This window comes from Bradyrhizobium shewense (assembly GCF_900094605.1).
In the GTDB taxonomy this organism is placed as follows: domain Bacteria; phylum Pseudomonadota; class Alphaproteobacteria; order Rhizobiales; family Xanthobacteraceae; genus Bradyrhizobium; species Bradyrhizobium shewense.
In genome coordinates this window covers 174,374-197,256 of sequence record NZ_FMAI01000003.1, presented here as the reverse complement: position 1 = coordinate 197,256, position 22,883 = coordinate 174,374, and the positions used below count along the sequence as shown (strand labels likewise).

Here is a 22,883-nt window from a genome sequence, read left to right as displayed (position 1 = left end):
CGCTATATCTCCCGCGCGATCCCTGCTTAAAATACGGGCTCCGTTACCCGCTCGAGTTCGTCGCCCGCATGCCCATCCTCCGTCTCTACACACGTGTTCTCGAACTGCTCGGCAAGGAGGCGCGGCTGGGCTGGCTGCTCGCGGTCGCCAATCTCCTGCTCGCGGGCTCGCAATTCGCCGAACCCGTGCTGTTCGGGCGGATCGTCGACGTGCTCTCGGGCAAGACGGTGGCCGGGTCGAGCTCGGCCTGGCCGTTCCTGGTAGCCTGGGTCGCCTTCGGGCTGTTCACCATTCTCTGCAGCGCGCTCGTGGCCTTGCAGGCCGACCGGCTCTCGCACCGCCAGCGCCAGGCGGTGCTGACCGACTATTTCGAGCACATCCTGCAATTGCCGCTGACCTTCCACTCCGGCACCCATTCGGGCCGACTGATGAAGGTGATGCTCAACGGCACCGACGCCTTGTGGCGGCTGTGGCTCGGCTTCTTCCGCGAGCACTTTGCCGCGATCCTCTCGGTCGTGGTGCTGCTACCGCTGTCGCTCTACCTGAACTGGCGGCTCGCGATCCTGCTGTTCGTGCTCTGCATCGTCTTCACCGCGCTGACGACCTTCGTGGTGCGCAAGACCTTCGGCATGCAGATGGCGGTCGAGGAGCAATATAGCGAGCTGTCCGCGCGCGCCTCCGATGCGCTCGGCAATGTCGCGCTGGTTCAGAGCTTCGTGCGCGTCGAATCCGAGGTAAAGGGGCTGCGCTCGATCGCCGATCAATTGCTCGAAGCGCAGATGCCGGTGTTGTCATGGTGGGCGCTCGTCACCGTCATTACGCGCGCCTCCACCACCATCACCGTGCTCGCGATCTTCACGCTCGGCATCGCGCTGCACGACCAGGGGCTCACCTCGGTCGGCGAGATCGTGATGTTCGTGAGCTTTGCGACGCTGCTGATCCAGAAGCTCGAGCAGGTGGTGAGCTTCATCAACAACGTGTTCATGGAAGCGCCCCGCCTGCGCGAGTTCTTCAATGTGCTCGACGCCGTGCCCGCGGTGCACGACAGGCCCGACGCGATCGACGCCGGCAGGCTGTCCGGCCTCGTGGAGTTCAACGACGTCACCTTCTCCTATGACGGCAAGCGACCGGCGATCGAGGACCTCACCTTCACCGCACTGCCCGGCCAGACCATCGCGCTGGTCGGCCCGACCGGCGCCGGCAAATCCACCGCGATCGCGCTGTTGCATCGCGCCTTCGACCCGCAGTCGGGCTTCATCAAGATCGACGGCATGGACGTGCGCGGCGTCACGCTGACCTCGCTGCGCCGGAATATCGGCGTCGTGTTCCAGGAGGCGCTGCTGTTCAACCGCTCGATCGAGGAGAATCTGCGCGTCGGCAAGCCGGATGCGACCGAGGCCGAGTTGCGCAAGGCGGCCGAGCGTGCGCAGGCGCTCGATTTCATCGAGCGCAGCGGCGGCTTCGAGACCAATGCCGGCGAGCGCGGCCGCATGCTCTCCGGCGGCGAGCGGCAGCGGCTGTCAATCGCCCGCGCGCTGTTGAAGGACCCGCCGATCCTGATCCTGGACGAGGCCACCTCCGCGCTCGACGCCGTCACCGAGGCCAAGGTGAATGCCGCTCTCGACGAAGTGATGAAGGGCCGCACCACCTTCGTGATTGCCCACCGGCTCTCCACCATCCGCAACGCCACGCGGATCCTGGTGTTCGAGAACGGGCGGGTGATCGAAAGCGGAACTTTCGATGAACTCGTGGCCAAGAGCGGCCATTTCGCCGAGCTCGCCAGGGCCCAGTTCATGGTTCACGAGACCACGCGGGCCAGTGTGACAGCCGCTGAGGCTGCTGCGACTGCCGCCAAATCCCCGTAGCAAGTCCCCACAGGATCGTCGAAATTCGGCCTATTTCATTGCGGAATACCCCGCTCATGCCCCTGTTCTCGACGCACCAGCCGGTATAGGTTTGCGGCGCCGCAAGCGGCGGCGCTGGATTTCAGAACCGACGATCAGATCACGAGCACCGCCCGTATCAGGCGGGTCTCCAAGGACCGGAATCGGATAGTGCACGCCCTACGCCCGCTGCTTCGCAAATCCCTGTTCAACCTGTTCGCTGCGACGCTCGCATGTGCCGCGCTGCTTGCGCCGCGCGCGGCGAGCGCCGAAGCGCTGCTGCTGATCGAGGCCGATACCGGTAAGGTGTTGCAGGCCGACAACGCGACCATTCCCTGGTATCCGGCCTCCGTCACCAAGATCATGACAGCCTATGTGACGTTGAGGGCAGTCAAGGACGGCAGGCTGACGCTCGACTCGCTGCTTACGGTATCGCCGACGGCAGCCTCGCAATCGCCCTCGAAGATGGGGTTCCGTCCGGGAACGCAACTCACCGTCGATAACGCGTTGAAGATGATGATGGTCAAGTCGGCGAACGACATGGCCGTGGTGCTCGCTGAAGGCGTCGGCGGTTCGATCGACGGTTTCTCCGCGATGATGAACGATACCGCGAAGAAGCTCGGCATGACGCAGACCAGCTACGTCAATCCGAACGGCCTTCCTGCCGACGGCCAGATCACGTCGGCGCGCGACCTCGGCATCCTCGCCCGCTCGTTCCTGCGCGACCTTCCGGAATACGAATACTTCGTGCACATCCCGGCGATCCGCTTCGGCAAGCGCACCACCGGCAATTTCAACAAGCTGATCGGCCGCTATCCTGGCGCCGACGGTTTCAAGACCGGCTTCATCTGCGCCTCCGGCTACAACCTCGTCGCCTCGGCCACGCGCAACGGCCGCCGGCTGATCGCGGTGGTGCTCGGCGCCAATTCCGGCACCGCGCGCGCGGTGAAGGCGGCGCAGTTGCTGGAGCGCGGCTTCGGCCAGGACAATCTGACGTGGCTGCGCCCCTCGCTCGGCACGGTCGATAACCTCGTGCCGGTCGACGCCTCGCCGCCGAACCTGCGCGACGAGATGTGCGGCGGCCATCGCAAGCGGCCGGCCAGCGACGACGACGATGCGCTGATTGCGGCCAATGGCGGCACCAGCGGATCCGCCTCGGCCACCGGCGGCGAAGCCCAGGTGACCTTCTTCACCGCCGGCCTCCAGCCGCCCCTGATGAAGGCCTCCGAGCTGATGGCCTCGGCTCCAGCGGCGACCGAGCCCGTGCTGGTCTATACCGGCCCGACCCGCACCGGCACCGCCCTGATCGCGGCGGTCGCGGCCGATGCCGACCAGCAGACGGCGTCAAAGCCGCGTGGCAAGAAGTCGCGCGTGGCCAAGAAGCCTGACGCGGCCGACAAGCCGAAAGACGCGGGCAAGGACGCCGCCAAGGACACCAAGACGGCGGCCGTGAAGCCTGTCGCCAAGCCGGCTGAGGCCAAGAAAAACGATAAGAGCAACGACAAGAGCGACACCAAGACTGCGGCGAAGCCGGCGGCGCCCAAGCATGCGGCCGCCAAGCACGACGCGGCGGCAAAACCCGCCGAGAAGCCTGCAGCAAGCAGCGATCCGAAGCCCGCCAAGCCCAAGGCCGCGACCAAGCCCGCCGCCAAGCCGGCCAACAACAGTTAACGGCGCGCCGAGCCGCCCCCGCGCTTCGCACCTGCGGCAGCGCGGCTACTCGACGATTCCAGTAGCCACTTCCTGACCTATTAAGCCTCAACGACTTGCCACCCGTTCCAGCAAGCTCGATACTGGCAGCAATGAGGCAAGCCCGAGACACAGCGGGCTCTGGTAGATGAGGGGAGTTTTCCATGGAGCGCATCTGGCTCAAGCAATATCCGCCCGGCGTGCCCGCCGATATCGAGCCGACCCAATACGCATCGCTGGTCGATCTTCTTGAAGAGAGCTTCACCAAGTTCGCCGACCGCAAGGCGTTCATCTGCATGGACAAGTCCATCAGCTATCGCGACCTCGACCAGATGTCGGTCGCGCTCGCCGCCTATTTGCAGGGCCGCGGGCTGCAGCGCGGCGCCCGCATCGCCATCATGATGCCGAACGTGCTGCAATATCCGATCGCGACGGCTGCCGCGCTGCGCGCCGGTTTCGCGGTGGTCAACGTCAATCCGCTCTACACCCCGCGCGAGCTCGAGCACCAGCTCAAGGATTCCGGCGCCGAAGCCATCATCGTGCTGGAGAATTTCGCCCACACCGTCGAGCAGGTGATCGCCAAGACGCAGGTCAAGCACGTCATCGTCGGCAGCATGGGCGATCTGCTCGGCTTCAAGGGCGTGATCGTCAATCTCGTCGTCCGCCGCGTCAAGAAGATGGTACCGGCATGGTCGCTGCCGGGCTCGGTCTCTTTCAACGATGCGGTGTCGGCCGGCCGCGGCATGACCTTCAACAAGCCAAAACTCTCGCCGGGCGACGTCGCCTTCCTGCAATATACCGGCGGCACCACCGGCGTCTCCAAGGGCGCCACCCTGCTCCACCGCAACATCGTCGCCAACGTCCTGCAGAACGACGCCTGGCTCCAGCCGGCGCTCGCCGCGCCGCCGCATGTCGACCAGCTCATGATCGTCTGCGCGCTGCCGCTCTATCACATTTTCGCGCTGACGGCCTGCTACCTGCTCGCGGTGCGCGCGGGCGGCTGCAATCTCCTGATCCCCAACCCGCGCGACATCGCCGGCTTCGTCAAGGAGCTGGCGAAATACCAGGTCAACAGCTTCCCGGCCGTGAACACGCTCTACAACGGCCTGATGCACCACCCTGATTTCAAGAAGCTCGACTTCTCCAAGCTGAAGATCTCCAACGGCGGCGGCATGGCGGTGCAGCGCCCCGTGGCCGATCAATGGAAGGCGATCACCGGCTGCTTCATCGCCGAGGGTTACGGCCTGTCGGAGACTTCGCCGACGCTGACCTGCAATCCGGCAACGGCCACCGAGTTCACGGGGACGATCGGCATTCCCGTGCCATCGACCTACATCTCGATCCGCGACGATGACGGCAACGAAGTCCCGCTCGGCCAGGCGGGCGAGATCTGCGCCAAGGGTCCGCAGGTGATGTCCGGCTACTGGAACAGGCCCGAGGAGACCGCCAAGGTGATGACCGCGGACGGCTATTTCCGCACCGGCGACATCGGCATCATGGACGAGAAGGGCTACACCAAGATCGTCGACCGCAAGAAGGACATGATCCTGGTCTCCGGCTTCAACGTCTATCCCAACGAGATCGAGGAAGTGATCGCGAGCCATCCGGGCGTGCTCGAATGCGCCGTGATCGGCATCCCCGATTCCAAGTCGGGCGAAGCGGTGAAGGCTTTCGTGGTGAAGAAGGATCAGAACCTCACCGCCGAGGCGGTGATCAAATTCTGTCACGAGCAGCTCACCGGCTACAAGGTGCCCAAGCACATCGAATTCCGCAGCGACCTGCCCAAGACCAATGTCGGCAAGATCCTGCGACGCGAACTGCGCGACGAGAAGAAGGCTCAGGCGGCGTAAGCGCGTCGCCGTTTCATGACCGCGGGCGGCGATATCGCGCCATCGGGCATTCTCGCCTTCTGGCGCGAGGCCGGCCGCGAGCGCTGGTACAAGCGCGACGACGCCTTCGATGCCGAGGTCAGGCGCCGCTTCCTTGCTTTGTGGCAGAAGGCGGTCGCCGGCGAGCTCGCTTCATGGGAGGCAAGCGATGACGGCGCACTCGCGCTGGTCATCGTGCTCGACCAATTCCCCCGCAACATGTTCCGCGGCACGTCCCAGGCCTTTGCCAGCGATGCCCAGGCGCGCGACGTCGCCCGCCGGGCGATCGATCGCGGGGTCGATGGCAGGATCGATCCGGTCCTGCTCGAATTCCTCTATTTGCCCTTGATGCATTCCGAGCACCTGCCCGACCAGCTGCACTGCGTCGCGCTGTTTCAGAACACCGAGAATGCCGAAAACCTGAAATACGCCCGGGAGCACGCCGACATCATCCAGCGGTTCGGCCGGTTTCCCCACCGCAACCACCTGCTCGGCCGCGACAGCACCGAGGAAGAGCAGGCCTTCCTCGACAAGGGCGGCTTCGCCGGTTGATGACATCACGGTGAAGGGGCCCCACCCTCACCGCTTCGCCCGCCGGCAATATTGTGCGGGCCCGCCGCACGGTCTAATAAGCGGGATCGATATTCAGGGAGACCGACAATGGCGATCCAGACTGGCGACAAGCTGCCCGAGGCGAAATTCCGCGTGATGACGGCGGAAGGCCCGCAAGTGAAGACCACCGACGATATCTTCAAGGGCAAGAAGGTGGCGCTGTTCGCGGTGCCCGGCGCCTATACCGGCACCTGCCACAAGATGCATCTGCCGAGCATCTTCCTCAACGCCTATGCCATGAAGGACAAGGGCGTCGACAGCATCGCCATCGTGTCCGTCAACGACGCCTTCGTCATGAACGCCTGGAAGCGTGACACCGACCAGCGCGACGAGGCCATCTTCCTCGCCGACGGCAATGCCGAATTCGCCAAGGCGATCGGCATGGAGCTGGACGCCTCCGCCAACGGCCTCGGCATCCGCTCCAAGCGCTATTCGATGCTGGTCGAGGACGGCGTGGTCAAGAAGCTCAACCTCGAGGCGATGCCCGGCAAGGTCGAGGTCTCCGGCGGCGATACGCTGCTGGGGCAGCTCTGAGCCGCGCGTAGCTCTTGGCCACAAATGACACTGTCATGCCCCGCGAAGGCGGGGCATCCAGTACGCCGAGGCGTCTCAGCTCAATCACAACCGTCTCTGGGATACTGGATCGCCCGCCTTCGCGGGCGATGACAGTTGAAGGTGGCGCGCCGACGGCTCGCCCCTACTCCGCCAGCCGCTGCTGCAACCGCGCCTTCACGATGCCGTCGCGCGCCAGCTGATCGGCGCGCTCGTTCTCGGGGTGGCCGGCGTGGCCCTTGACCCAGTGCCAGCGGACCTCGTGCTGCTTCAGCGCGGCATCCAGGCGCTGCCATAGCTCGACATTCTTCACCGGCTTCTTGTCGGCGGTGCGCCAGCCGTTGCGCTTCCAGCCGTGGATCCAGCCGGTGATGCCCTGCCGGACATACTGGCTGTCGGTATAGAGATCGACCGTGCACGGCTTCTTCAGCGCCTCGAGCGCGGAGATCGCGGCCATCAACTCCATCTGGTTGTTGGTGGTGTGGCGCTCGCCGCCGTTCAACTCTTTTTCCTTGTCGCCGAACTTCAGGATCGCGCCCCAGCCGCCCGGCCCGGGATTTCCCGAGCAGGCGCCATCGGTATAGATCGTGACATTGGGACGCTCGCTCACGCGACCAATCCTGACGGCATCAGCCCGTAATCGCGTACGCTCGTCACGCTCTGGTGGAAGCGCAGCTTGCGAAAATATTCCAGCGGGTCCTTCGGCTTGACCAGCGCGCCTTCGGGCACGTTGAGCCAATCCACCAGCCGCGTCAGCAGGAAGCGGATCGCGGCACCACGGGCCAGCAGCGGCAGCGCGGCCTCTTCGGCGCCAGAGAGCTTTCGCACGCGGCCATAGGCGTTGAGGAAAGCGCGCGCCTTGGTGACGTTGAAGGAATGATCCGGCTCGAAGCACCAGGCGTTGAGGCAGATCGCGACGTCATAGGCCAGCATGTCGTTGCAGGCGAAGGTGAAATCGATGATCCCCGAGAGCTGGTCGCCGAGGAAGAAGACGTTGTCGTTGAAGAGGTCGGCGTGGATCACGCCCTCCGGCAGATTGTCCGGCCAGATCCCGCTCGAGAGATGGTCGAGCTCGGTCGCGAGAAAGGCGCGCAGGCCCGGCTGCACCTCGTCGGCGCGGTTCGAAGCCGCATCGAACAGCGGCCGCCAGCCCGCGACCGACAGCGCATTGGCGCGCCGAACCGCAAAGTTCGCACCGGCCAGATGCATCTTCGCCAGCGCCCCACCGACACCGGCGCAATGGGCCACGTTCGGCTTGCGCGGCCACATGCCTTCGAGAAAGGTGATGATCGCCGCGGGACGCCCCGACAGCTCGCGCAACGCCTCGCCGTCTCTTCCCTTCACCGGCAGCGGGCAGTTGATGCCGTGCTCGGCCAGATGCGTCATCAGGGCGAGGAAGAACGGCAGGTCATTCTTCGCCACGCGCTTCTCGTAGAGCGTGAGGATGAACGAACCCTGGCTGGTATGCAGCAGGAAGTTGGTGTTCTCGACACCCTCGGCGATGCCCTTGTAGGAGAGCAATTCGCCGAGCTCGTATTGCTTCAGGAAATCCGCAAGCTCTTCGGCGGCAACGTCGGTGTAGACCGCCATAAAAGTCTACTCGGCGGCGGCTTCGGGGCGCACCTGACGCGGCAACGGGAAGAACTCGTTCTCCTCCGCGGCCGAGACCGTCTCCACATGCAGCGTGTAGCGCTCGGCGAACGCGTCCATGATCTCCTCGACGATCACTTCCGGCGCGGAGGCGCCCGCGGTGATGCCGAGGCTTTTGATGTTGCCGAACTTGTCCCAGTCGATGTCGGTGGCACGCTGCGCCAGCACCGCAATCCCGCAGCCCTCGCGCTCGGCGACCTCGCGCAGGCGCTGCGAGTTCGACGAATTGGGGGCACCGACGACGATGAGCGCGTCGACCACCGGCGCCACCTTCTTCACCGCGAGCTGGCGGTTGGTGGTGGCGTAGCAGATGTCTTCCTTGTGCGGCCCGTTGATGTTCGGGAAGCGCTCCTTCAGCAGCGCCACGATCTCCGCGGTGTCGTCGATCGACAGCGTTGTCTGGGTCACGAAGGCGAGGTTGTTGGGATCCTTCGGGGAGATCGTCTTGGCGTCCTCGGCGGTCTCGATCAGGGTCACGGCGCCGGTCGGAAGCTGGCCGAGCGTGCCGACCACTTCGGGGTGATGGGAGTGGCCGATCAGGAAGATCTCGCGGCCACGCTTGAAGTGGATCGCGGCCTCGCGGTGCACCTTGGTCACCAGCGGGCAGGTCGCATCCAGCGAGAACAAATTGCGGGACTGGGCATCGGCCGGAACCGACTTCGGCACGCCGTGGGCCGAGAACACCACCGGGGCGCTGGTGTTTTCCGGGATTTCGGCCAGCTCCTCGACGAAGATGGCGCCCTTCTTCTTCAACCCGTCGACGACATACTTGTTGTGCACAATCTCATGGCGAACATAGACGGGGGCACCGTACTTATCGAGCGCCCGTTCCACGGTGTCGATCGCCCGGACCACCCCGGCGCAGAAGCCACGGGGAGAACAAAGCACGATCTTGAGGTCTGGTTTGGCTGACATTGAGCGATCTCGGGACCGAATCACCTCGCCAAATGGGCGGGAAGCGGTCGATGGATGGAATAGGGCTTGGGTACGGGCTTACAGGGAATTGGGCCCCCTTTCGGGCGCTGTCAAGGCACTATCTATAGCAGAACCATTGCGTGGCTACCCCCTCCGGGCTTATATAGCGCGAATTCCCAGTCATCGCTGATGACCACCGGTTTCGCCTCCAGAGGGGTGGGCGAAGCACAAAGGAGATTTGCCATGAGCAACGCACCGCTGATGCCCAAGGCGACCGCCGTCTGGCTGCTCGACAACACCGCGCTGACCTTCGACCAGGTCGCCGATTTCACCAAGATGCACCCCCTCGAGGTGCGCGCGATCGCCGACGGCGATGCTGCCCAGGGCATCAAGGGCATGGATCCCCTCTCCAACGGCCAGCTGACCCGCGAGGAGATCGAGAAGGGCGAGAAGAGTCCGGATTATCGGCTCCGCCTCCAGGAGAGCAAGGTGGTGCTGCCGCCCCAGCCCAAGCGCAAGGGCCCGCGCTACACCCCGGTCTCGCGCCGCCACGAGCGTCCGAGCGCCATCCTCTGGCTGCTGCGCAACCATGCCGAGCTCAAGGACGCCCAGATCATGCGTCTGGTCGGCACCACCAAGAGCACCATCGCGAGCGTGCGGGACCGAACCCACTGGAACACCTCCCAGCTGACCCCGATCGACCCTGTCACCCTCGGCCTCTGCTCGCAGATCGAGCTCGATTTCGAGGTGGCGCGCGCGGCCAAGGAGAAGCCGATCGACGCAGCCTATGGCGGCGCGACCCTGCTGCCGGCGTCCGAGACCACCAAGAAGGACGAGTTCGAGCCGGCCGAGCGATCGAGCGACGACCTCAACCTCGACGCCGTGTTCGCCAAGCTGAAGACGCTCGGCGGCAAGAAGCAGGAAGACGAGGAGGAGTAAGGCTCCGCGCCTCGCGCCGAACGTCCAAATCGATTCGAACGCGGCGGAGCCATCCGCCGCGTTTTTGCTTGATGGCGGGACGACCCGGCCCGGACAGTCGAGCCCCAAGACGAAAGTCAGAAGGGACGTGGAGCGGATGGCACGCAGGAGCTCAGCCGAGCTCGATCACGTCGTCGACTTCGTGGACGAGTCCGACTCCATCGATGGTCAGCACCATCTTCGTCTTGAGCTTCTCGTGTCCCTTGATCCGGCCGGCGGCGATCGCATCGCGCACGGCCTTCTCGATCTCGCGCTGTGAGGTGACCCCGACCTGCTTGAGGAATTTGCGCAAAGACGTGTTGAACTGGTCCTCGTTCATGAATCCCTCCGTTAACCGGGCGACCTACGGCCGCTCAGGATGGTTCAGCATGTATTCGCCGAGGTCGCGCTGGCGGCGATCGGCACGGGCGGTGGCGGCGTTGCGCTGCACGTCGCGGTCCTTGCGGCAGGCCACGTATTCCGGCGAGCCCTGCGCATTGCCCCGGCTCAGGCAGACCGCATCGTCATCGTCGCCGCCCATCGCCACCGGCGTCTGGTAGCGCGCGGAGCAGGCGGAGAGCATGAGGCCCGCAAACACAATCGCAAGAAACGGCTTCGCATTCATAGCAGCTCTTTCGTCCTCATGGTGAGGAGCCCGCGCAGCGGGCGTCAAGCGCGCTCCTCAGGATGAGGGTTGAGCGGAAAAATGCGGCCTATTCAAGCCCCCAATGGAGTCGGTCGTCCCGGGATGGAGCGTAAGCAACAGCCCTCAGGTGCGCAATTGCGCACCGGGAATCTCGAGATCCCGGGTTCGGTCCTGCGGACCGCCCCGGGATGACGCTTCGCCTCACACCCGCCCCTTCAGCGCCTCCCCGATCTCGTCGAGCGTCTTGGGGTCCTCGATCGTCGCCGGCATGGTCCAGGACTCGCCGTCGGCGATCTTCTTGATGGTGCCGCGCAGAATCTTTCCGGAGCGCGTCTTGGGCAGGCGTCCCACGGTGATCGCGAGCTTGAAGGCGGCGACCGGGCCGAGCTTGTCGCGCACCAGCGCGACGATCTCCTTCTCGATCTCGGCGGGCGCACGCTTCACACCGGCCTTGAGCACCAGGAAGCCGCACGGCACCTCGCCCTTGATCGCGTCCTTGACGCCGAGCACGGCACATTCGGCAACATCGGGATGCGAGGCCAGGATCTCCTCCATGCCGCCGGTGGAGAGCCGATGGCCGGCGACGTTGATGATGTCGTCGGTGCGGCCCATGACGAAGACATAGCCGTCCTCGTCCTTGTAGCCGGCATCCGAGGTTTTGTAATAGCCGGGGAATTCGCTGAGATAAGCCTCCTTGAAGCGCGCATCCTGATTCCACAGCGTCGGCAGACAGCCCGGCGGCATCGGCAGCTTGATGACGATCGAGCCCATGGTGTTGGGCCCGACCGGCTTTGCCGCCTCGTCGACCACGTCGACCTGGTAGCCCGGCATCGGCACCGTCGGCGAGCCGTGCTTCACCGGCAGCATGCCGAGCCCGACCGGATTGCCGGCGATGCACCAGCCGGTTTCGGTCTGCCACCAATGGTCGATCACCGGCACCTTCAGCTGCTGCTCCGCCCATGCGACCGTCGGCGGATCGGCACGCTCGCCGGCGAGGAACAGGGTGCGGAAATTCGACAGGTCGTATTGCCGGATGAACTTTCCTTCCGGATCGTCTTTCCGGATCGCGCGGAACGCGGTCGGCGCGGTGAAGAACGCGACCGCCTTGTGCTCGGCGATCACGCGCCAGAACGCGCCGGCGTCGGGCGTGCCGACCGGCTTGCCCTCATACATGATCGTCGTCGCACCGTGCAGCAGCGGGCCGTAGACGATGTAGCTGTGGCCGACCACCCAGCCGATGTCGGAGCCGCACCACCACACCTCGCCGGGCTTGACGCCATAGAGGTTGAACATCGACCATTTCACCGCGACGAGATGGCCGCCATTGTCGCGCACGACGCCCTTCGGGATGCCGGTGGTGCCCGAGGTGTAGAGGATGTAGAGCGGATCGGTCGCGGCGACAGGCGCGCATGCGGCCTTCTTGCCGTCGTTCATCGCCTTGCGGCGCAGGCTTGCCCAATCGTAGTCCCGCCCCGGGGCCAGGTCGCAAGTGAGCTGCGGGCGTTGCAGCACGATGCAGGCCTTCGGCTTGCTGCCGGCAAGACTGATCGCCTCGTCGAGCAGCGGCTTGTACTGCACGATGCGGCCGGGCTCGATGCCGCAGCTTGCGGAGAGGATGAGTTTCGGCTGCGCGTCGTCGATGCGGGTGGCAAGCTCCTTCGCGGCAAAGCCGCCGAACACCACGGAGTGCACCGCACCGATCCGCGCGCAGGCGAGCATCGCGACCACGGCCTCCGGCACCATCGGCATATAAAGGATGACGCGATCGCCCTTGGCGACGCCGAAATCCTGCATGATGGCGGCGAGCGCCTGCACCTCGTTCAGCAGTTCGGCATAGGTGAATTTGGTGACGCTGTCCGCCAGCGGTGAATCGTGGATCAGCGCGACCTGGTCGGCGCGGCCGCCTTCGACATGGCGGTCGAGCGCGTTGTAGCAGGTATTGACGACTCCCCCCGTGAACCAGCGGCCATAGGTTCCCTGCGAGGGGTCGAAGATCGATTTGGGCGGCTCGATCCAGTCGATCTCCTTCGCCGCCTCGGCCCAGAAGCCTTCGGGGTCGGTCAGCGAGCGGGCATGGACCTCGTGATAACTGCTGTTGCCCTGGATGTTCATTCCCGCGCTCCCGTTACCTTTATTGGCCTGACCTCGAACCTTGCGGCCGGACGGTCGCCCCGCCATGACCCGGATCAAGTGTCGGCCTTGTTTGAGAGGTATTTTCCCGGGAACGGGCGGCGGTTCAAGCTGAAAAGGATGGGTATCGTCGAAGCGATAAGCGAGCCGTGGAGATCGAGGCAAACTAGCGCGACAGCATAGGTGGGCTCTCTCCCCCTTTGTGGGGGAGAGCCGGAGAGGGGGTAGCCACGAACTCCGCTCCGAGTTCGTGGCTACCCCCTCACTAACCCTCCCCCACAAGGGGGAGGGAACGTCTTGCGCGTGGCAGCGACTAGCTCTCCGTCGCATTCAGCTTCTGTAACCGCTCCTGCATGACCTTCCTCAGATCATAGCCCGGCCGGCCGAAGCTGGCGTTGCGGAGGCTAAGGAAATCGCGCTGGGTCTTGCGTACTTCGCCAGCCGAGCGCTTGCCCGCCGATTTCAGCACGCGCTCGTAGGTCTCGGCGATCTGGCGGTCGAGCACGCCCAGCTGCGGATCGGCGCAGATCACCTTCTCGACCTCACGCCTGGCCGTCGCGCATTCGAAGGACGGACCATTGCCGGACGCCGCATTCAGCACCCGCGGCGGCTCACCGCCGAATTTCGCGATCTCCGCGATCGTGCTGCGGCGGCCGTTGGCAGCATTCTCGTTACCGGGATCGAGCTTGAGCGCCGTCTCGTAATCGGCCAGCGCCTTCTTGCGCTCGCCCATCTTCTTGTAGAGCACGGCGCGGTTGTTGTAGGTCTGCGCGAAATTCGGATCGAGCTTCAGCGCAGCGTCGTAGTCGCTGAGCGCCGCTCCGAACTCACCCTTGAACTGGTAGGAATCGCCGCGGTTGGTGAAGAAGTTCGGCCGGGGCGCCAGGCGCAGCGCCTGGTCGTAATCGGCGATCGCCTTGTCGTACTCTTTCATGGCGGCATAGGTGAGCCCGCGGTTGTCAAAATATTCGGGCACCTTCGGATCGAGCCTGATCGCCTCGCCGTCGTCGGCCACCGCCTTGTCGAGCTGGCCGAGCTTCTTGTATGCCGCGCCGCGGTTGGTGTAGGTGCGCGGACGGTTGGGATCGAGCCGCAGCGCCTCGCTGAGATCCTTGATCGCCTTCTCGTTGTCGCCGCCGAGATAGTAGTTCACGCCGCGGTCGGACCATGCCTGTGCATCATCCGGCTTCAGCTTGATCGCCTGGTCGTAATCGGCGAGCGCACGGTCAAGCCTGCGCTGGGTGGTATACACGACACCGCGCAGCTCGTAAGCCTCCGCATCCCGCGGATCGAGCTCGATCGCCTTGCTCAGATCCGCCGCCGCGCGGTTGAGATCGCCGCCGGCTTCGCGCAAGAGGTCGCCGCGCAGGCGCCAGGACTTTGCATTCTTGCCGTCGATTGCGATGGCACGGTCGATGTCCCGCAGGGCTTGCGTGAGGCCGCCCGAAGTCCGCGCATTGGCGTCGGCGCGAACCAGCAGCGCCGCCGCGCGGTCGGACGCGGGACTTGCGCCCTGGTTGATGATGACGGTGCAGGCCGGGATCAGCTCCGCGGGAGCAGCCTTGCTGCCCATCACGCAATCGGTGCCCGCCGAGGCGGGGGCTGCAAGGACGAGGCTCATCGCCGCCCCGAGAAGAAAAGCGCGAAGCGAGATTTTGGCAAGCGAATGCGCTTGCGCGGAAGAATGCGTGCCGCACATGGCAAGAGGGCTCCGTGGCGTCGGGTTCTCACCATTGTCGCGGCAGGGAAGAAATGGGTTCAATTTGGGAACAGTTAGGGGCGCGCGGCGCATCACTCCCTCGCCCCGCCTGCGGGGAGAGGCGAAGAATCGTCAATACCCGTCCACGCCATTCAGGCGCTGCAGCCGCTCCTGCATCGCCTTCTTCAGATCATACCCCGCCCGGCCGTACCCGGCATTGCGGCGGGCAATGAACTCGTCCTGTTCACGCTGGAGGTTCTTCGCTTCCGCCGGATTGCGCGCCTCCCGGATCACACGGGCATTGGAGGCAAAGATCTCGCGATCAAGATCGGCGAGCTCGCGGTTGCCGCAGATCGCCTTCTCCACCGCCCGAGCCGCACGCCTGCAATTGAAGCTGGGCTTGCCGGCGACCGCCATCTGCGCGCCAATCCGCTCCAGCTCGCGCGCCATTGCCTTGTGATTGGCCTTGGCCTTCTCGTGGTTCGGATCGATCTTCAGCGCCGCGCCGAAATCCTGCACCGCCTTGGGCTTGTCGCCCTTCTTCAGCCAGAGCCCGCCGCGCGCATTCAAGATGTCGGCGAGCGCAGGGTCGAGCAAAAGAGCGCGGCTGTCGTCGGCGATGGCGCGGTCGACCTGGTCGTGGCGCGCATAGAACGCGGCGCGCGCGATCAGCGCCTTGATCAGATCCCCCTTCGCCGTCTTCTCATTGTCGATCACGGCGGCACAGGCCGTGGCAGCCTTGTCCACATCGTCTGCCGCGGTCGCCGCGAGGCATGAGGCGACATCGACCTGTATCACCGCAGCCGGTTCGCCGCCGGTCGCAGCCCGGGCGGCATTCAGCGACAGCGCGCAAAACAATACGGCACCTGACGATTGAATGAGTTTTTGAAAACGCATGCTCGTTGCAGTCGGATGTCTTGCTTTCTGGCTTGCCTTAAGTCTTGCCTCGGGGCCGTACTATCCATCATACGGCCGGATTGGTGCTAGCTTGTGGCGCCGCTCAAACCGGCTTCGGGGATCATCGTGTCGACATTCGAATGGATCATCGCGCTTCTGCTCGGCGCCGTTGCCTTATCGGCGCTGGCGCGGCGGATCAAGGTCCCCTACCCGACCTTTCTCGCCATCGGCGGCGCGCTGATCGCCTTCGTGCCGTCCAGCCCGTCCTGGGCGCTGGAGCCGGACCTGGCATTGGCGCTTTTTGTCGCACCGGTGCTGCTCGATGCCGCCTTCGACACCTCGCTGCGCGACCTGCGCAACAATTGGGTTCCGGTCTCGACCCTGGTCGTCGCCGCGGTCGGCCTGACCACGGCGGGCGTCGCCTTCGTCGCGCACCGGCTGATGCCCGATATGCCGTGGGCCGCCGCGGTCGCGCTCGGTGCCATCGTGGCGCCGCCCGATGCGGCCGCTGCGGTCGCGATCCTGAGCCAGGTCAAGCTGCCCCACCGCATGGTGAAAGTCCTGGAGGGCGAAAGCCTGCTCAACGACGCGAGCGCGCTTCTGATCTATCGCATCGCGGTCGGTGCCGTCGCCACCGAGCATCTGACATGGAGCCAGGTCGCGCCGACGATGGCGCTGGCCCTGGTCGGCAGTGTCGTCGGCGGCCTGCTCGCGGGCTACATCATCCCGCTGCTCCTGGAACGGGTCAAGGAAGCACCCAGCGCGATCATCGTGCAGTTCGCCACCACCTTCATGGTCTGGATCGCCGCGGAGCATCTCGGCCTCTCCGGCATTCTCACCATCGTCGTCTACGCCATCACCATGGCGCGCACGGCGGGGGCGCGCATGCCAGCACGGCTGCGGGTGCCGTCCTATGCGGTGTGGGAAACGATGGTGTTCGTGCTCAACGTGCTCGCCTTCATGCTGATCGGCATGCAGATGCGGCCGATCTGGACGCGGCTGGATGCGGACGTGCGTTGGGAATATTGCGTGGCCGCCGGCTGGATCCTGCTGACGGTGATCCTGGTGCGCCTCGCCTGGGTGACGTTCTATCGCGCGACCTTGCGTGTGCTGGTCGCGCAGGGGATCTATCATCCGAATGATCCCAGGGCCGTCGCCTCGACCAAGGGCGGCCTCATCATCTCCTGGTGCGGCATGCGCGGCCTCGTCACGCTCGCCACAGCTTTTGCGCTGCCGGAAACCTTTCCCTACCGCGACTTCATCGTCTTCATCGCCTTTGCAGTGGTGCTGGGATCGCTGGTGATCCAGGGCCTGACGCTGCGGCCGCTGATCCTGGCGTTCGGCCTTAGGGACGACGACCCCGTCGGCACCGAGGTCGCGCGCGCCCGCGCCGTCGCTTATCGCGCCGCGCTCGATGCGATCGAGAGCGATCCGTCGGAGGAGGCGGAGATCCTGCGGCTCGAATATCGCGCCATCCTGATGCAGGCCGGGAGCGATCCTCACGGTGGCATCGCCAGTGGCGAGCTGCCCGCCGATCCCCTGCGCCGCCGCGCCATCGCGGCCGCCCGCAAATCGATCTTCGACCTCCGCGCCACCGAAGTGATCGGCGACGATGCCTTCCACCGGCTCGAAGAGGAGCTCGATCGCGCAGAATTGAGCGCGGGGGGATGACGCAACAATCTCGCTGTCGTCCCGGACAAGCGCGCCCTAAGCGCGCGCCGATCCGGGACCCATAACCACGAAATTATGTTTGGCGAAGACACGGAGTTGCCAGCCAACGACAGAACCACGTCCTGTGGTTATGGGTCCCGGGCTCGCGCTACGCGCGCCCCGGGACGACAGCGGGGTTTGAACCAAACCCCACCTCCCCAGACTCATTCCTGATGACGACTCTGACCGACGACCGTCGTGTACGCGCGCGAGATGCGTCGCCTGCGCGATATTTTTATCTGCATATGGCCCTGGCCTGCGCGGCCACCGCGTTTCTCGGCTTCGCACCGACCTATTGGGTTCCCCTCGCCAACCGGACGCTGTCCGCGAGCCCCGTGATTCACTTTCACGGATTGTTGTTCTTCACCTGGTCTGTCTATTTCGTGCTTCAGACCTGGCTCGCGGCCTCGGGGCGCGTGGTCAATCACCGTTCGCTCGGCATCGCCGGCGTGTCGCTCGCCACCGCGATGACGATCTTCGGCTTCCTCGCCTCCGTGCATGTGATGCAGCATTCCGCCGCGCTCGGGCAGAAAGAGGCCGGCATCGGCTTCTCGATCGTGCCGATGAGCGGGATTGCGTTCTTCGCAATCGTGTTCGTGCTCGCGATCATGAACACGCGCAGACCCGAGATTCACAAGCGCCTGATGCTGCTCGCCGCGGTCTCGATCCTCGATGCCGCGATCGCGCGATGGTTCCTGACCTTCCTGGCGCCTCCGGGACCGCCCGGCCCGCCGCCGGTGCCGGTGACGATCGCGCCGGCCGTCGTCGCATCGCTGCTCCTCGTCGTCGCCATGGTGCGCGACTGGCGCACCGAAGGCCGCGTGCATCCGGTCTACATCTATGGCACGCTCGCGCTGCTGGCGGTGAAGGTCCTGAACTGGCCGATCAGCGAGACCGCGGCGTGGCATTCGTTCGCCGGCGGAATTCTGGCGCTGGCGCAGTAATCACCGCTGTCGTCCCGGACAAGCGAGGCTCCAGGCAACGCGAAGCGTTGACTGGGGCGTAGCGCAGATCCGGGACCCATAACCACAGGCCGTGGTTTGGCGAAGACTCGGAGTTACCGGCTCGCGCTACGACTTCTCCCTGTGGTTATGGGTCCAGGGTTCGCGCGTTGCGCGCCCGGGGACGACAGCAGAGATTGAAATCACGCCCCCGCCTTGCACGTGATCCCGCCGTCGACCACGAGCTCGATCCCGGTCACATATTTCGACTCGTCCGACGCCAGAAACAGCGCGGCGTTGGCGACGTCGAAGGCATCGCCCATGTGCCCCATCGGCACCTGCGCATCGCGCGCGCGCCACATCGCCTCGACATCGCCCTTGGCGTAGCTGGCGGCAAGACCGGCAGAGTGTTCGACCATCGGCGTCTTCATCAGGCCGGGCAGGATCGCATTCACTCGCACATGGTGGCGCGCGAACTCGATCGCGGTGGTGCGCGTCATCTGATTCATCGCCGCCTTCGAGGTGCCGTAAGTGACGTAGGAGATGCCCATGTGGCGGATCGAGGCGATCGAGGAGATGTTGATGATCGAGCCGCCGCCCTGCTTCACCATCACTGGAATGACGTGCTTCATGGCGAAATAGGCGCTCTTGAGGTTGACGCTGAAGACGCGGTCCCAGCTCTCCTCGGTCACCTCGACCACGCTACCCATCTCGGCGATGCCGACATTGTTGTCGAGCACGTCGATGCGGCCATAGGCCTTCAGGCACGCCGCCACCATCGCCTCGATCTCGCTCGCGCGGGACACATCGGCGGTGAACGCGGTCGCCTTGCCGCCTTCGCCGGTGATGATCTTTGCGGTCTCCTCGGCGGCCGCGCCATTGCGATCGACGCAAAACACCTGCGCGCCCTCGCGCGCAAAGGTCACCGCGGTCGCCTTGCCGTTGCCCCAGCCGGGACCGATCGACCCGGCCCCCACCACCATCGCAACCTTGCCCTTGAGCCGATCCATCGTGTGTCTCCTTGTTGTTGTTCTTGTTGTAGCCCGGATGGAGCGTAAGCGTAATCCGGGGCCACTGTCCGGGATTGCGCTTCGCTCCATCCGGGCTACGGATCGTTGCACACCTTCATCATGGTGACGTTAGCACCAATGGGATGCCCGACAATCTCCGACAGCGTCCGGCACTGTCCGTCATGGCACAGCCGCCATTCACCGGCGGCGCCCGAATTGCCGAGCATGACCTCCTGCATCGGTGCCTGCGCGGGCTGCCACTGAAACCAGCCGTCGACCAGCCGCGCCTCGGGCGGCGGCTCCATGCCGGGGCCGGTGCCCTTGACGCGGGCCTGCACCAGTTCGAGACCGGCGGGGGTGACGCGCCAATCCTCCTGCCAGTCGACTTTCGCGATCGAATGCGTCCACACCAGCGTGAACGCAGACAGTACCAGCGCCTTCCCGCCGAAAGCCGTTGCGAAGCAGAGGCTCACACCGCCTCGACCGTTACAGGCGGGCGCTGCCGCCATTGCCACAGCACGATCGCCGCCGTCAGCAGAAAGCCCGCGGTGTCGCTGAACGGAAAATCGCCGAGCAGGCAGAACGCTGCGCCGAGCGCGACCAGGCGCTCGATCAGCGTCAGCCGGGTGAACAGGAAACCGATCGCCACCATGCCGAACAGGCCGATCGCTGCCAATGCCTTGACGGTCGCCAGCGCCACCGCGCCATAGAAGCCGAGCTTGGCCGCCATGGGGTCGCCGGCCTGGAGCATCAATGCCGGCGAGTAGACGAAGATGAACGGAATGACGTAGCCGGCGAGCGCGATGCGCATCGCCTCCCAGCCGATCTTGTCCGGGTTCTCCTTCGCGATCGGTGCCGCCGCGAGCGCCGCCAGTGCCACCGGCGGCGAAAGGTCGGCCATGATGCCGTAGTAGAACGCGAACATGTGGCTCGCGATCAAGGGCACCCCTAGCTTGGCCAACGCGGGCGCGGCAAGCGCGGCGGTGATGATGTAGGTCGGGATGGTCGGGATGCCGGTGCCGAGCAGGATCGACAGCAGCATGGTCATGATCAGCGCCAGGAACAGGCTCTTCTCGCCGAGCCCGATCACCCAGCCGCCGAAGATGGTGCCGACGCCGGTCTGCGACATCATGCCGATGATGACGCCGACGATGGCGCAGGCCATGCCGACGGTGATGGCGGATTTGGCGCTCTCGGCCAGCGCGTCGCGGCAGGCACGCAACGCCGCAAAGCCCCCGCGCACGAAGGCGGTGATCACGATCAGCCCCACGACGACGCTGGCGACCGGCACGATCTTGAGGCCGTCACGCGAGAGCGCGGCGACGACGAGCGCAAGGCCGATCCAGAAGATGGTGCGGATCACATTCGAGGAGGCGCCGGTGGTGATGGCGGTGCCGAGGATCAGCGCCACCGTCAGCGCCAGACCCATGCTGCCGGCATAGAGCGGCGTAAATCCCTCGAACAGCATGTAGACGAGGGCGGCGAGCGGCAGCACGAGGTACCAGCGCGTCACCAGCGCCCTCCAGGCGCTCGGGATTTCCGAGCGCTTCATGCCGACGAGGCCGTGCTTGCCGGCTTCCAGATGCACCATCCAGAACGCGGACGCGAAATAGAGGATCGCGGGAATGGCCGCCGCCTTGACGATCTCGGAATATTGCACGCCGAGCGTCTCGGCCATGATGAAGGCGACCGCGCCCATCACCGGCGGCATGATCTGCCCGCCCATCGAGGCCGTGGCTTCGACGCCCGCGGCAAACGCGCGGCGATAGCCGAACCTGATCATCAAGGGAATCGTGAACTGGCCGACGGTCACGACATTAGCGACGCCCGAGCCGGAGATCGTGCCCATCATGCCCGAGGCGAACACCGCGACTTTCGCAGGTCCCCCGCGGGTGCGGCCGAACAGGCCGAGCGAAACGTCGGTGAACAGCTGGATCATGCCGGCGCGCTCCAGGAACGAACCGAACAGGATAAACAGGAAGATGTAGGTCGCCGACACGTAGATCGGCACGCCGTAGAAGCCTTCGGTGCCGAACGACAGATGCGTGATGATCTGGTCGAAATCGTAGCCGCGATGGTTGAGCGGCGACGGCAGGTACTGGCCGAAGAACCAGTAGACGAGGCACGCGCCGCACATCAACGGCAGCGCCGCGCCCATCAGGCGCCGCGTGCCCTCGAAGATCAGCACCGCCAGCACCGTGCCGACCACGAGATCAAGCCGCGTCGGGTCGCCGTCGCGCGCGATCAAATCGGCATAGAAGATCCACTGGTAGAGCCCGCACAGGAAGCCGGCGCCGCCGATCACCCAGCCGAGCGCGCGGCCGACATTGCTCTTCGCGGTAAAATTGGCGATCAGGCCGAAGGTGAGCAGGACGAGGAAGCCGACATGGACACCGCGCACCACCTGGCTCGGCAGATAGTTGAAGGCGGCGACATAGAGCTGGAAGGTGGCGAAGGCGATGCCGATCCAGTAGGCGAGTTGCCCCCACCAACCCGGACCGAAACCTTCCGGGAAACCGTGCTCGAAATTGTCGAACTCGACCTTGACCTTCTCGGGCGCGGTCGCCGTGCCCTCTGCCTTTTCCAGCATCTATCTCGTCCTCAGCCTGTCCATGCCCAATAGCATTGGCACAGGGCCCCAAAAACGTCATGCCCGGGACGATCCCGGGCATTCGCGAACGATCTCTCCACCGTCATTCCGGGGCGATGCGGAGCATCGAACCCGGAATGACGACGGAGGAAGTTACTTGATCAGCCCTTTTTCCTTGTAATAGCGGATCGCGCCGGGGTGCAGCGGAACCGGGCTGCCCGTCGCTGCGGTCTCGAGCTTGATCTCCTTGCCGGCCGCGTGCGCGTTCTGCAATTCCGGCAGCGACTCGTAGATCAGCTTGGTCATCTGATAGGCGAGATCGTCGGACACGGCGGAGCTCGTGACGAGATAATTGATCACGGCCGCCGTCGGCACGTCCTTGTCCTGGCCGGTATAGGTGTTGGCCGGAATGATTGCGGAGACGAAGGGCGGGCCGATCTTGTCGACGGTCTCCTTCGGCACCGACACCACCGTGATCGGGCTCGAGGTCGAAAGGTCTTTCAGCGAGGCGACGCCGAGGCCGGCCGATTGCAGCGTCGCTGCAAGCTGGCGGTTCTTCATGAGATCGACGGATTCGGCGAACGGCAGGTATTCGACCTTGCCGAGATCCTTGTAGCTCATGCCGGCGGCGGCCAGGATCGCGCGCGAATTCAGCTCAGTGCCGGACTTCGGCGCACCGACAGAGAGGCTCTTGCCCTTGAGGTCGGCCAGCGTCTTGATGCCGGATTCAGTGGTCGCGACGATCTGGATGTAGTTCGGATAGATCGCGCCGATGGTCCTGAGCTTGTCGAGCTTGGTCTTGAAGCCCGCCTCCTCCTCGCCGTCCCAGGCGGCTTTGAGCGAATCGCCCAGCGTGAACGCCAGCTCGCCGCGGCCCTGCTGCAGCAGGATCAAATTCTCGACCGACGCCTTGGTGGCCTGCACCTGCGTCTTCACGTTCGGAATTCTGTCGCCGTAGATCTTCCCGATCGCGACCCCGAGCGGATAATAGACGCCGGAGGTGCCGCCGGTCAGCACGTTGATGAAGGATTGCGCCTGCGCGCAAGGTGCCGACGCCGCCAGAGCAAGAGCCGCGGCCGCGCCGAAAATGGTCCGTTTCATGGTTGTTGTTCTCCCCAAACCGGCGGCGAAATT

20 protein-coding genes are annotated in these 22,883 nt (G+C 64.9%); 8 read left to right on the top strand and 12 right to left on the bottom strand.

From position 1 onward, the window contains the following. The first annotated feature begins 68 nt into the window (after positions 1-68). The 5 genes from GA0061098_RS07875 to GA0061098_RS07855 all read left to right on the top strand — a co-directional run bounded on the left by GA0061098_RS07875 (position 69) and on the right by GA0061098_RS07855 (position 6,586). On the top strand, positions 69-1,865 hold the full coding sequence (locus GA0061098_RS07875) for a glucan ABC transporter ATP-binding protein/ permease (RefSeq protein WP_091955799.1): 1,797 nt from the start codon (positions 69-71) through the stop codon (positions 1,863-1,865). Positions 1,866-2,054: 189 nt separating this feature from the next. Further along, on the top strand, positions 2,055-3,554 hold the full coding sequence (locus GA0061098_RS07870; RefSeq protein WP_091955797.1) for a D-alanyl-D-alanine carboxypeptidase family protein: 1,500 nt from the start codon (positions 2,055-2,057) through the stop codon (positions 3,552-3,554). Positions 3,555-3,736: 182 nt separating this feature from the next. Beyond that, entirely contained in the window at positions 3,737-5,422 is a 1,686-nt protein-coding gene (locus GA0061098_RS07865) for a long-chain fatty acid--CoA ligase (RefSeq protein ID WP_091955795.1), read from the top strand. Positions 5,423-5,437: 15 nt separating this feature from the next. Then, positions 5,438-5,992 (top strand): DUF924 family protein, encoded by a 555-nt coding sequence (locus tag GA0061098_RS07860; RefSeq protein WP_091955793.1) that lies wholly within the window; start codon positions 5,438-5,440, stop codon positions 5,990-5,992. A gap of 108 nt (positions 5,993-6,100) precedes the next feature. Beyond that, positions 6,101-6,586 (top strand): peroxiredoxin, encoded by a 486-nt coding sequence (locus GA0061098_RS07855; protein WP_091955791.1) that lies wholly within the window; start codon positions 6,101-6,103, stop codon positions 6,584-6,586. 163 nt (positions 6,587-6,749) lie between these two features. Here the strand turns inward: GA0061098_RS07855 and rnhA are convergent, their stop codons facing one another. The 3 genes from rnhA to ispH are packed head-to-tail and all read right to left on the bottom strand — an operon-like array spanning position 6,750 to position 9,169. Beyond that, complete coding sequence (gene rnhA, locus GA0061098_RS07850; protein ID WP_091955789.1) at positions 6,750-7,214, bottom strand: ribonuclease HI; 465 nt, start codon at positions 7,212-7,214, stop codon at positions 6,750-6,752. Then, on the bottom strand, positions 7,211-8,194 hold the full coding sequence (locus GA0061098_RS07845) for a homoserine kinase (RefSeq protein ID WP_091955786.1): 984 nt from the start codon (positions 8,192-8,194) through the stop codon (positions 7,211-7,213). Before GA0061098_RS07845 ends, rnhA begins: the two co-directional genes overlap by 4 nt. A gap of 6 nt (positions 8,195-8,200) precedes the next feature. Then, a complete protein-coding gene (gene ispH, locus GA0061098_RS07840; protein ID WP_028140700.1) occupies positions 8,201-9,169 on the bottom strand; it encodes a 4-hydroxy-3-methylbut-2-enyl diphosphate reductase in 969 nt (322 codons plus the stop codon). Positions 9,170-9,412: 243 nt separating this feature from the next. Between ispH and GA0061098_RS07835 the strand changes: the two genes are divergently transcribed. Beyond that, a complete protein-coding gene (locus GA0061098_RS07835) occupies positions 9,413-10,108 on the top strand; it encodes a DUF1013 domain-containing protein (RefSeq protein ID WP_165637226.1) in 696 nt (231 codons plus the stop codon). Between the two features lie 151 nt (positions 10,109-10,259). On the opposite strand, the gene GA0061098_RS07830 is transcribed toward GA0061098_RS07835, so the two are convergent. The 5 genes from GA0061098_RS07830 to GA0061098_RS07810 form a co-directional block, all read right to left on the bottom strand. Beyond that, positions 10,260-10,466 (bottom strand): DUF6494 family protein, encoded by a 207-nt coding sequence (locus GA0061098_RS07830; RefSeq protein ID WP_091955782.1) that lies wholly within the window; start codon positions 10,464-10,466, stop codon positions 10,260-10,262. 24 nt (positions 10,467-10,490) lie between these two features. Continuing rightward, positions 10,491-10,751, bottom strand: a complete 261-nt coding sequence (locus tag GA0061098_RS07825) for a hypothetical protein (protein WP_091955780.1) — start codon at positions 10,749-10,751, stop codon at positions 10,491-10,493. A gap of 222 nt (positions 10,752-10,973) precedes the next feature. Next, the gene (locus GA0061098_RS07820) at positions 10,974-12,884 is read right to left on the bottom strand and encodes a propionyl-CoA synthetase (RefSeq protein ID WP_091955778.1); all 1,911 of its coding nucleotides are present in this window, start codon (positions 12,882-12,884) and stop codon (positions 10,974-10,976) included. 331 nt (positions 12,885-13,215) lie between these two features. Continuing rightward, positions 13,216-14,601: a tetratricopeptide repeat protein gene (locus GA0061098_RS07815; RefSeq protein WP_091955776.1), complete on the bottom strand. Its 1,386-nt coding sequence runs from the start codon at positions 14,599-14,601 to the stop codon at positions 13,216-13,218. Between the two features lie 132 nt (positions 14,602-14,733). Then, positions 14,734-15,498 (bottom strand): tetratricopeptide repeat protein, encoded by a 765-nt coding sequence (locus tag GA0061098_RS07810; protein WP_091955774.1) that lies wholly within the window; start codon positions 15,496-15,498, stop codon positions 14,734-14,736. Positions 15,499-15,591: 93 nt separating this feature from the next. Between GA0061098_RS07810 and GA0061098_RS07805 the strand changes: the two genes are divergently transcribed. Together GA0061098_RS07805 and GA0061098_RS07800 are read left to right on the top strand one after the other, a co-directional pair. Continuing rightward, on the top strand, positions 15,592-17,169 hold the full coding sequence (locus tag GA0061098_RS07805; RefSeq protein ID WP_091955772.1) for a cation:proton antiporter: 1,578 nt from the start codon (positions 15,592-15,594) through the stop codon (positions 17,167-17,169). A gap of 212 nt (positions 17,170-17,381) precedes the next feature. Then, positions 17,382-18,152, top strand: coding sequence for a hypothetical protein (locus GA0061098_RS07800; protein WP_091955770.1), 771 nt, complete (start codon positions 17,382-17,384; stop codon positions 18,150-18,152). Between the two features lie 200 nt (positions 18,153-18,352). Here the strand turns inward: GA0061098_RS07800 and GA0061098_RS07795 are convergent, their stop codons facing one another. The 4 genes from GA0061098_RS07795 to GA0061098_RS07780 all read right to left on the bottom strand — a co-directional run bounded on the left by GA0061098_RS07795 (position 18,353) and on the right by GA0061098_RS07780 (position 22,850). Further along, the gene (locus GA0061098_RS07795; protein ID WP_091955767.1) at positions 18,353-19,159 is read right to left on the bottom strand and encodes an SDR family NAD(P)-dependent oxidoreductase; all 807 of its coding nucleotides are present in this window, start codon (positions 19,157-19,159) and stop codon (positions 18,353-18,355) included. Positions 19,160-19,254: 95 nt separating this feature from the next. Then, positions 19,255-19,668 (bottom strand): DUF1850 domain-containing protein, encoded by a 414-nt coding sequence (locus GA0061098_RS07790; protein ID WP_091955765.1) that lies wholly within the window; start codon positions 19,666-19,668, stop codon positions 19,255-19,257. Beyond that, complete coding sequence (locus tag GA0061098_RS07785) at positions 19,629-21,749, bottom strand: TRAP transporter permease (protein ID WP_165637224.1); 2,121 nt, start codon at positions 21,747-21,749, stop codon at positions 19,629-19,631. The genes GA0061098_RS07790 and GA0061098_RS07785 overlap by 40 nt, the downstream gene beginning before the upstream one ends. Before the next feature lie 153 nt (positions 21,750-21,902). Beyond that, entirely contained in the window at positions 21,903-22,850 is a 948-nt protein-coding gene (locus tag GA0061098_RS07780) for a TAXI family TRAP transporter solute-binding subunit (RefSeq protein WP_091955763.1), read from the bottom strand. Between the last annotated feature and the right edge of the window lie 33 nt (positions 22,851-22,883).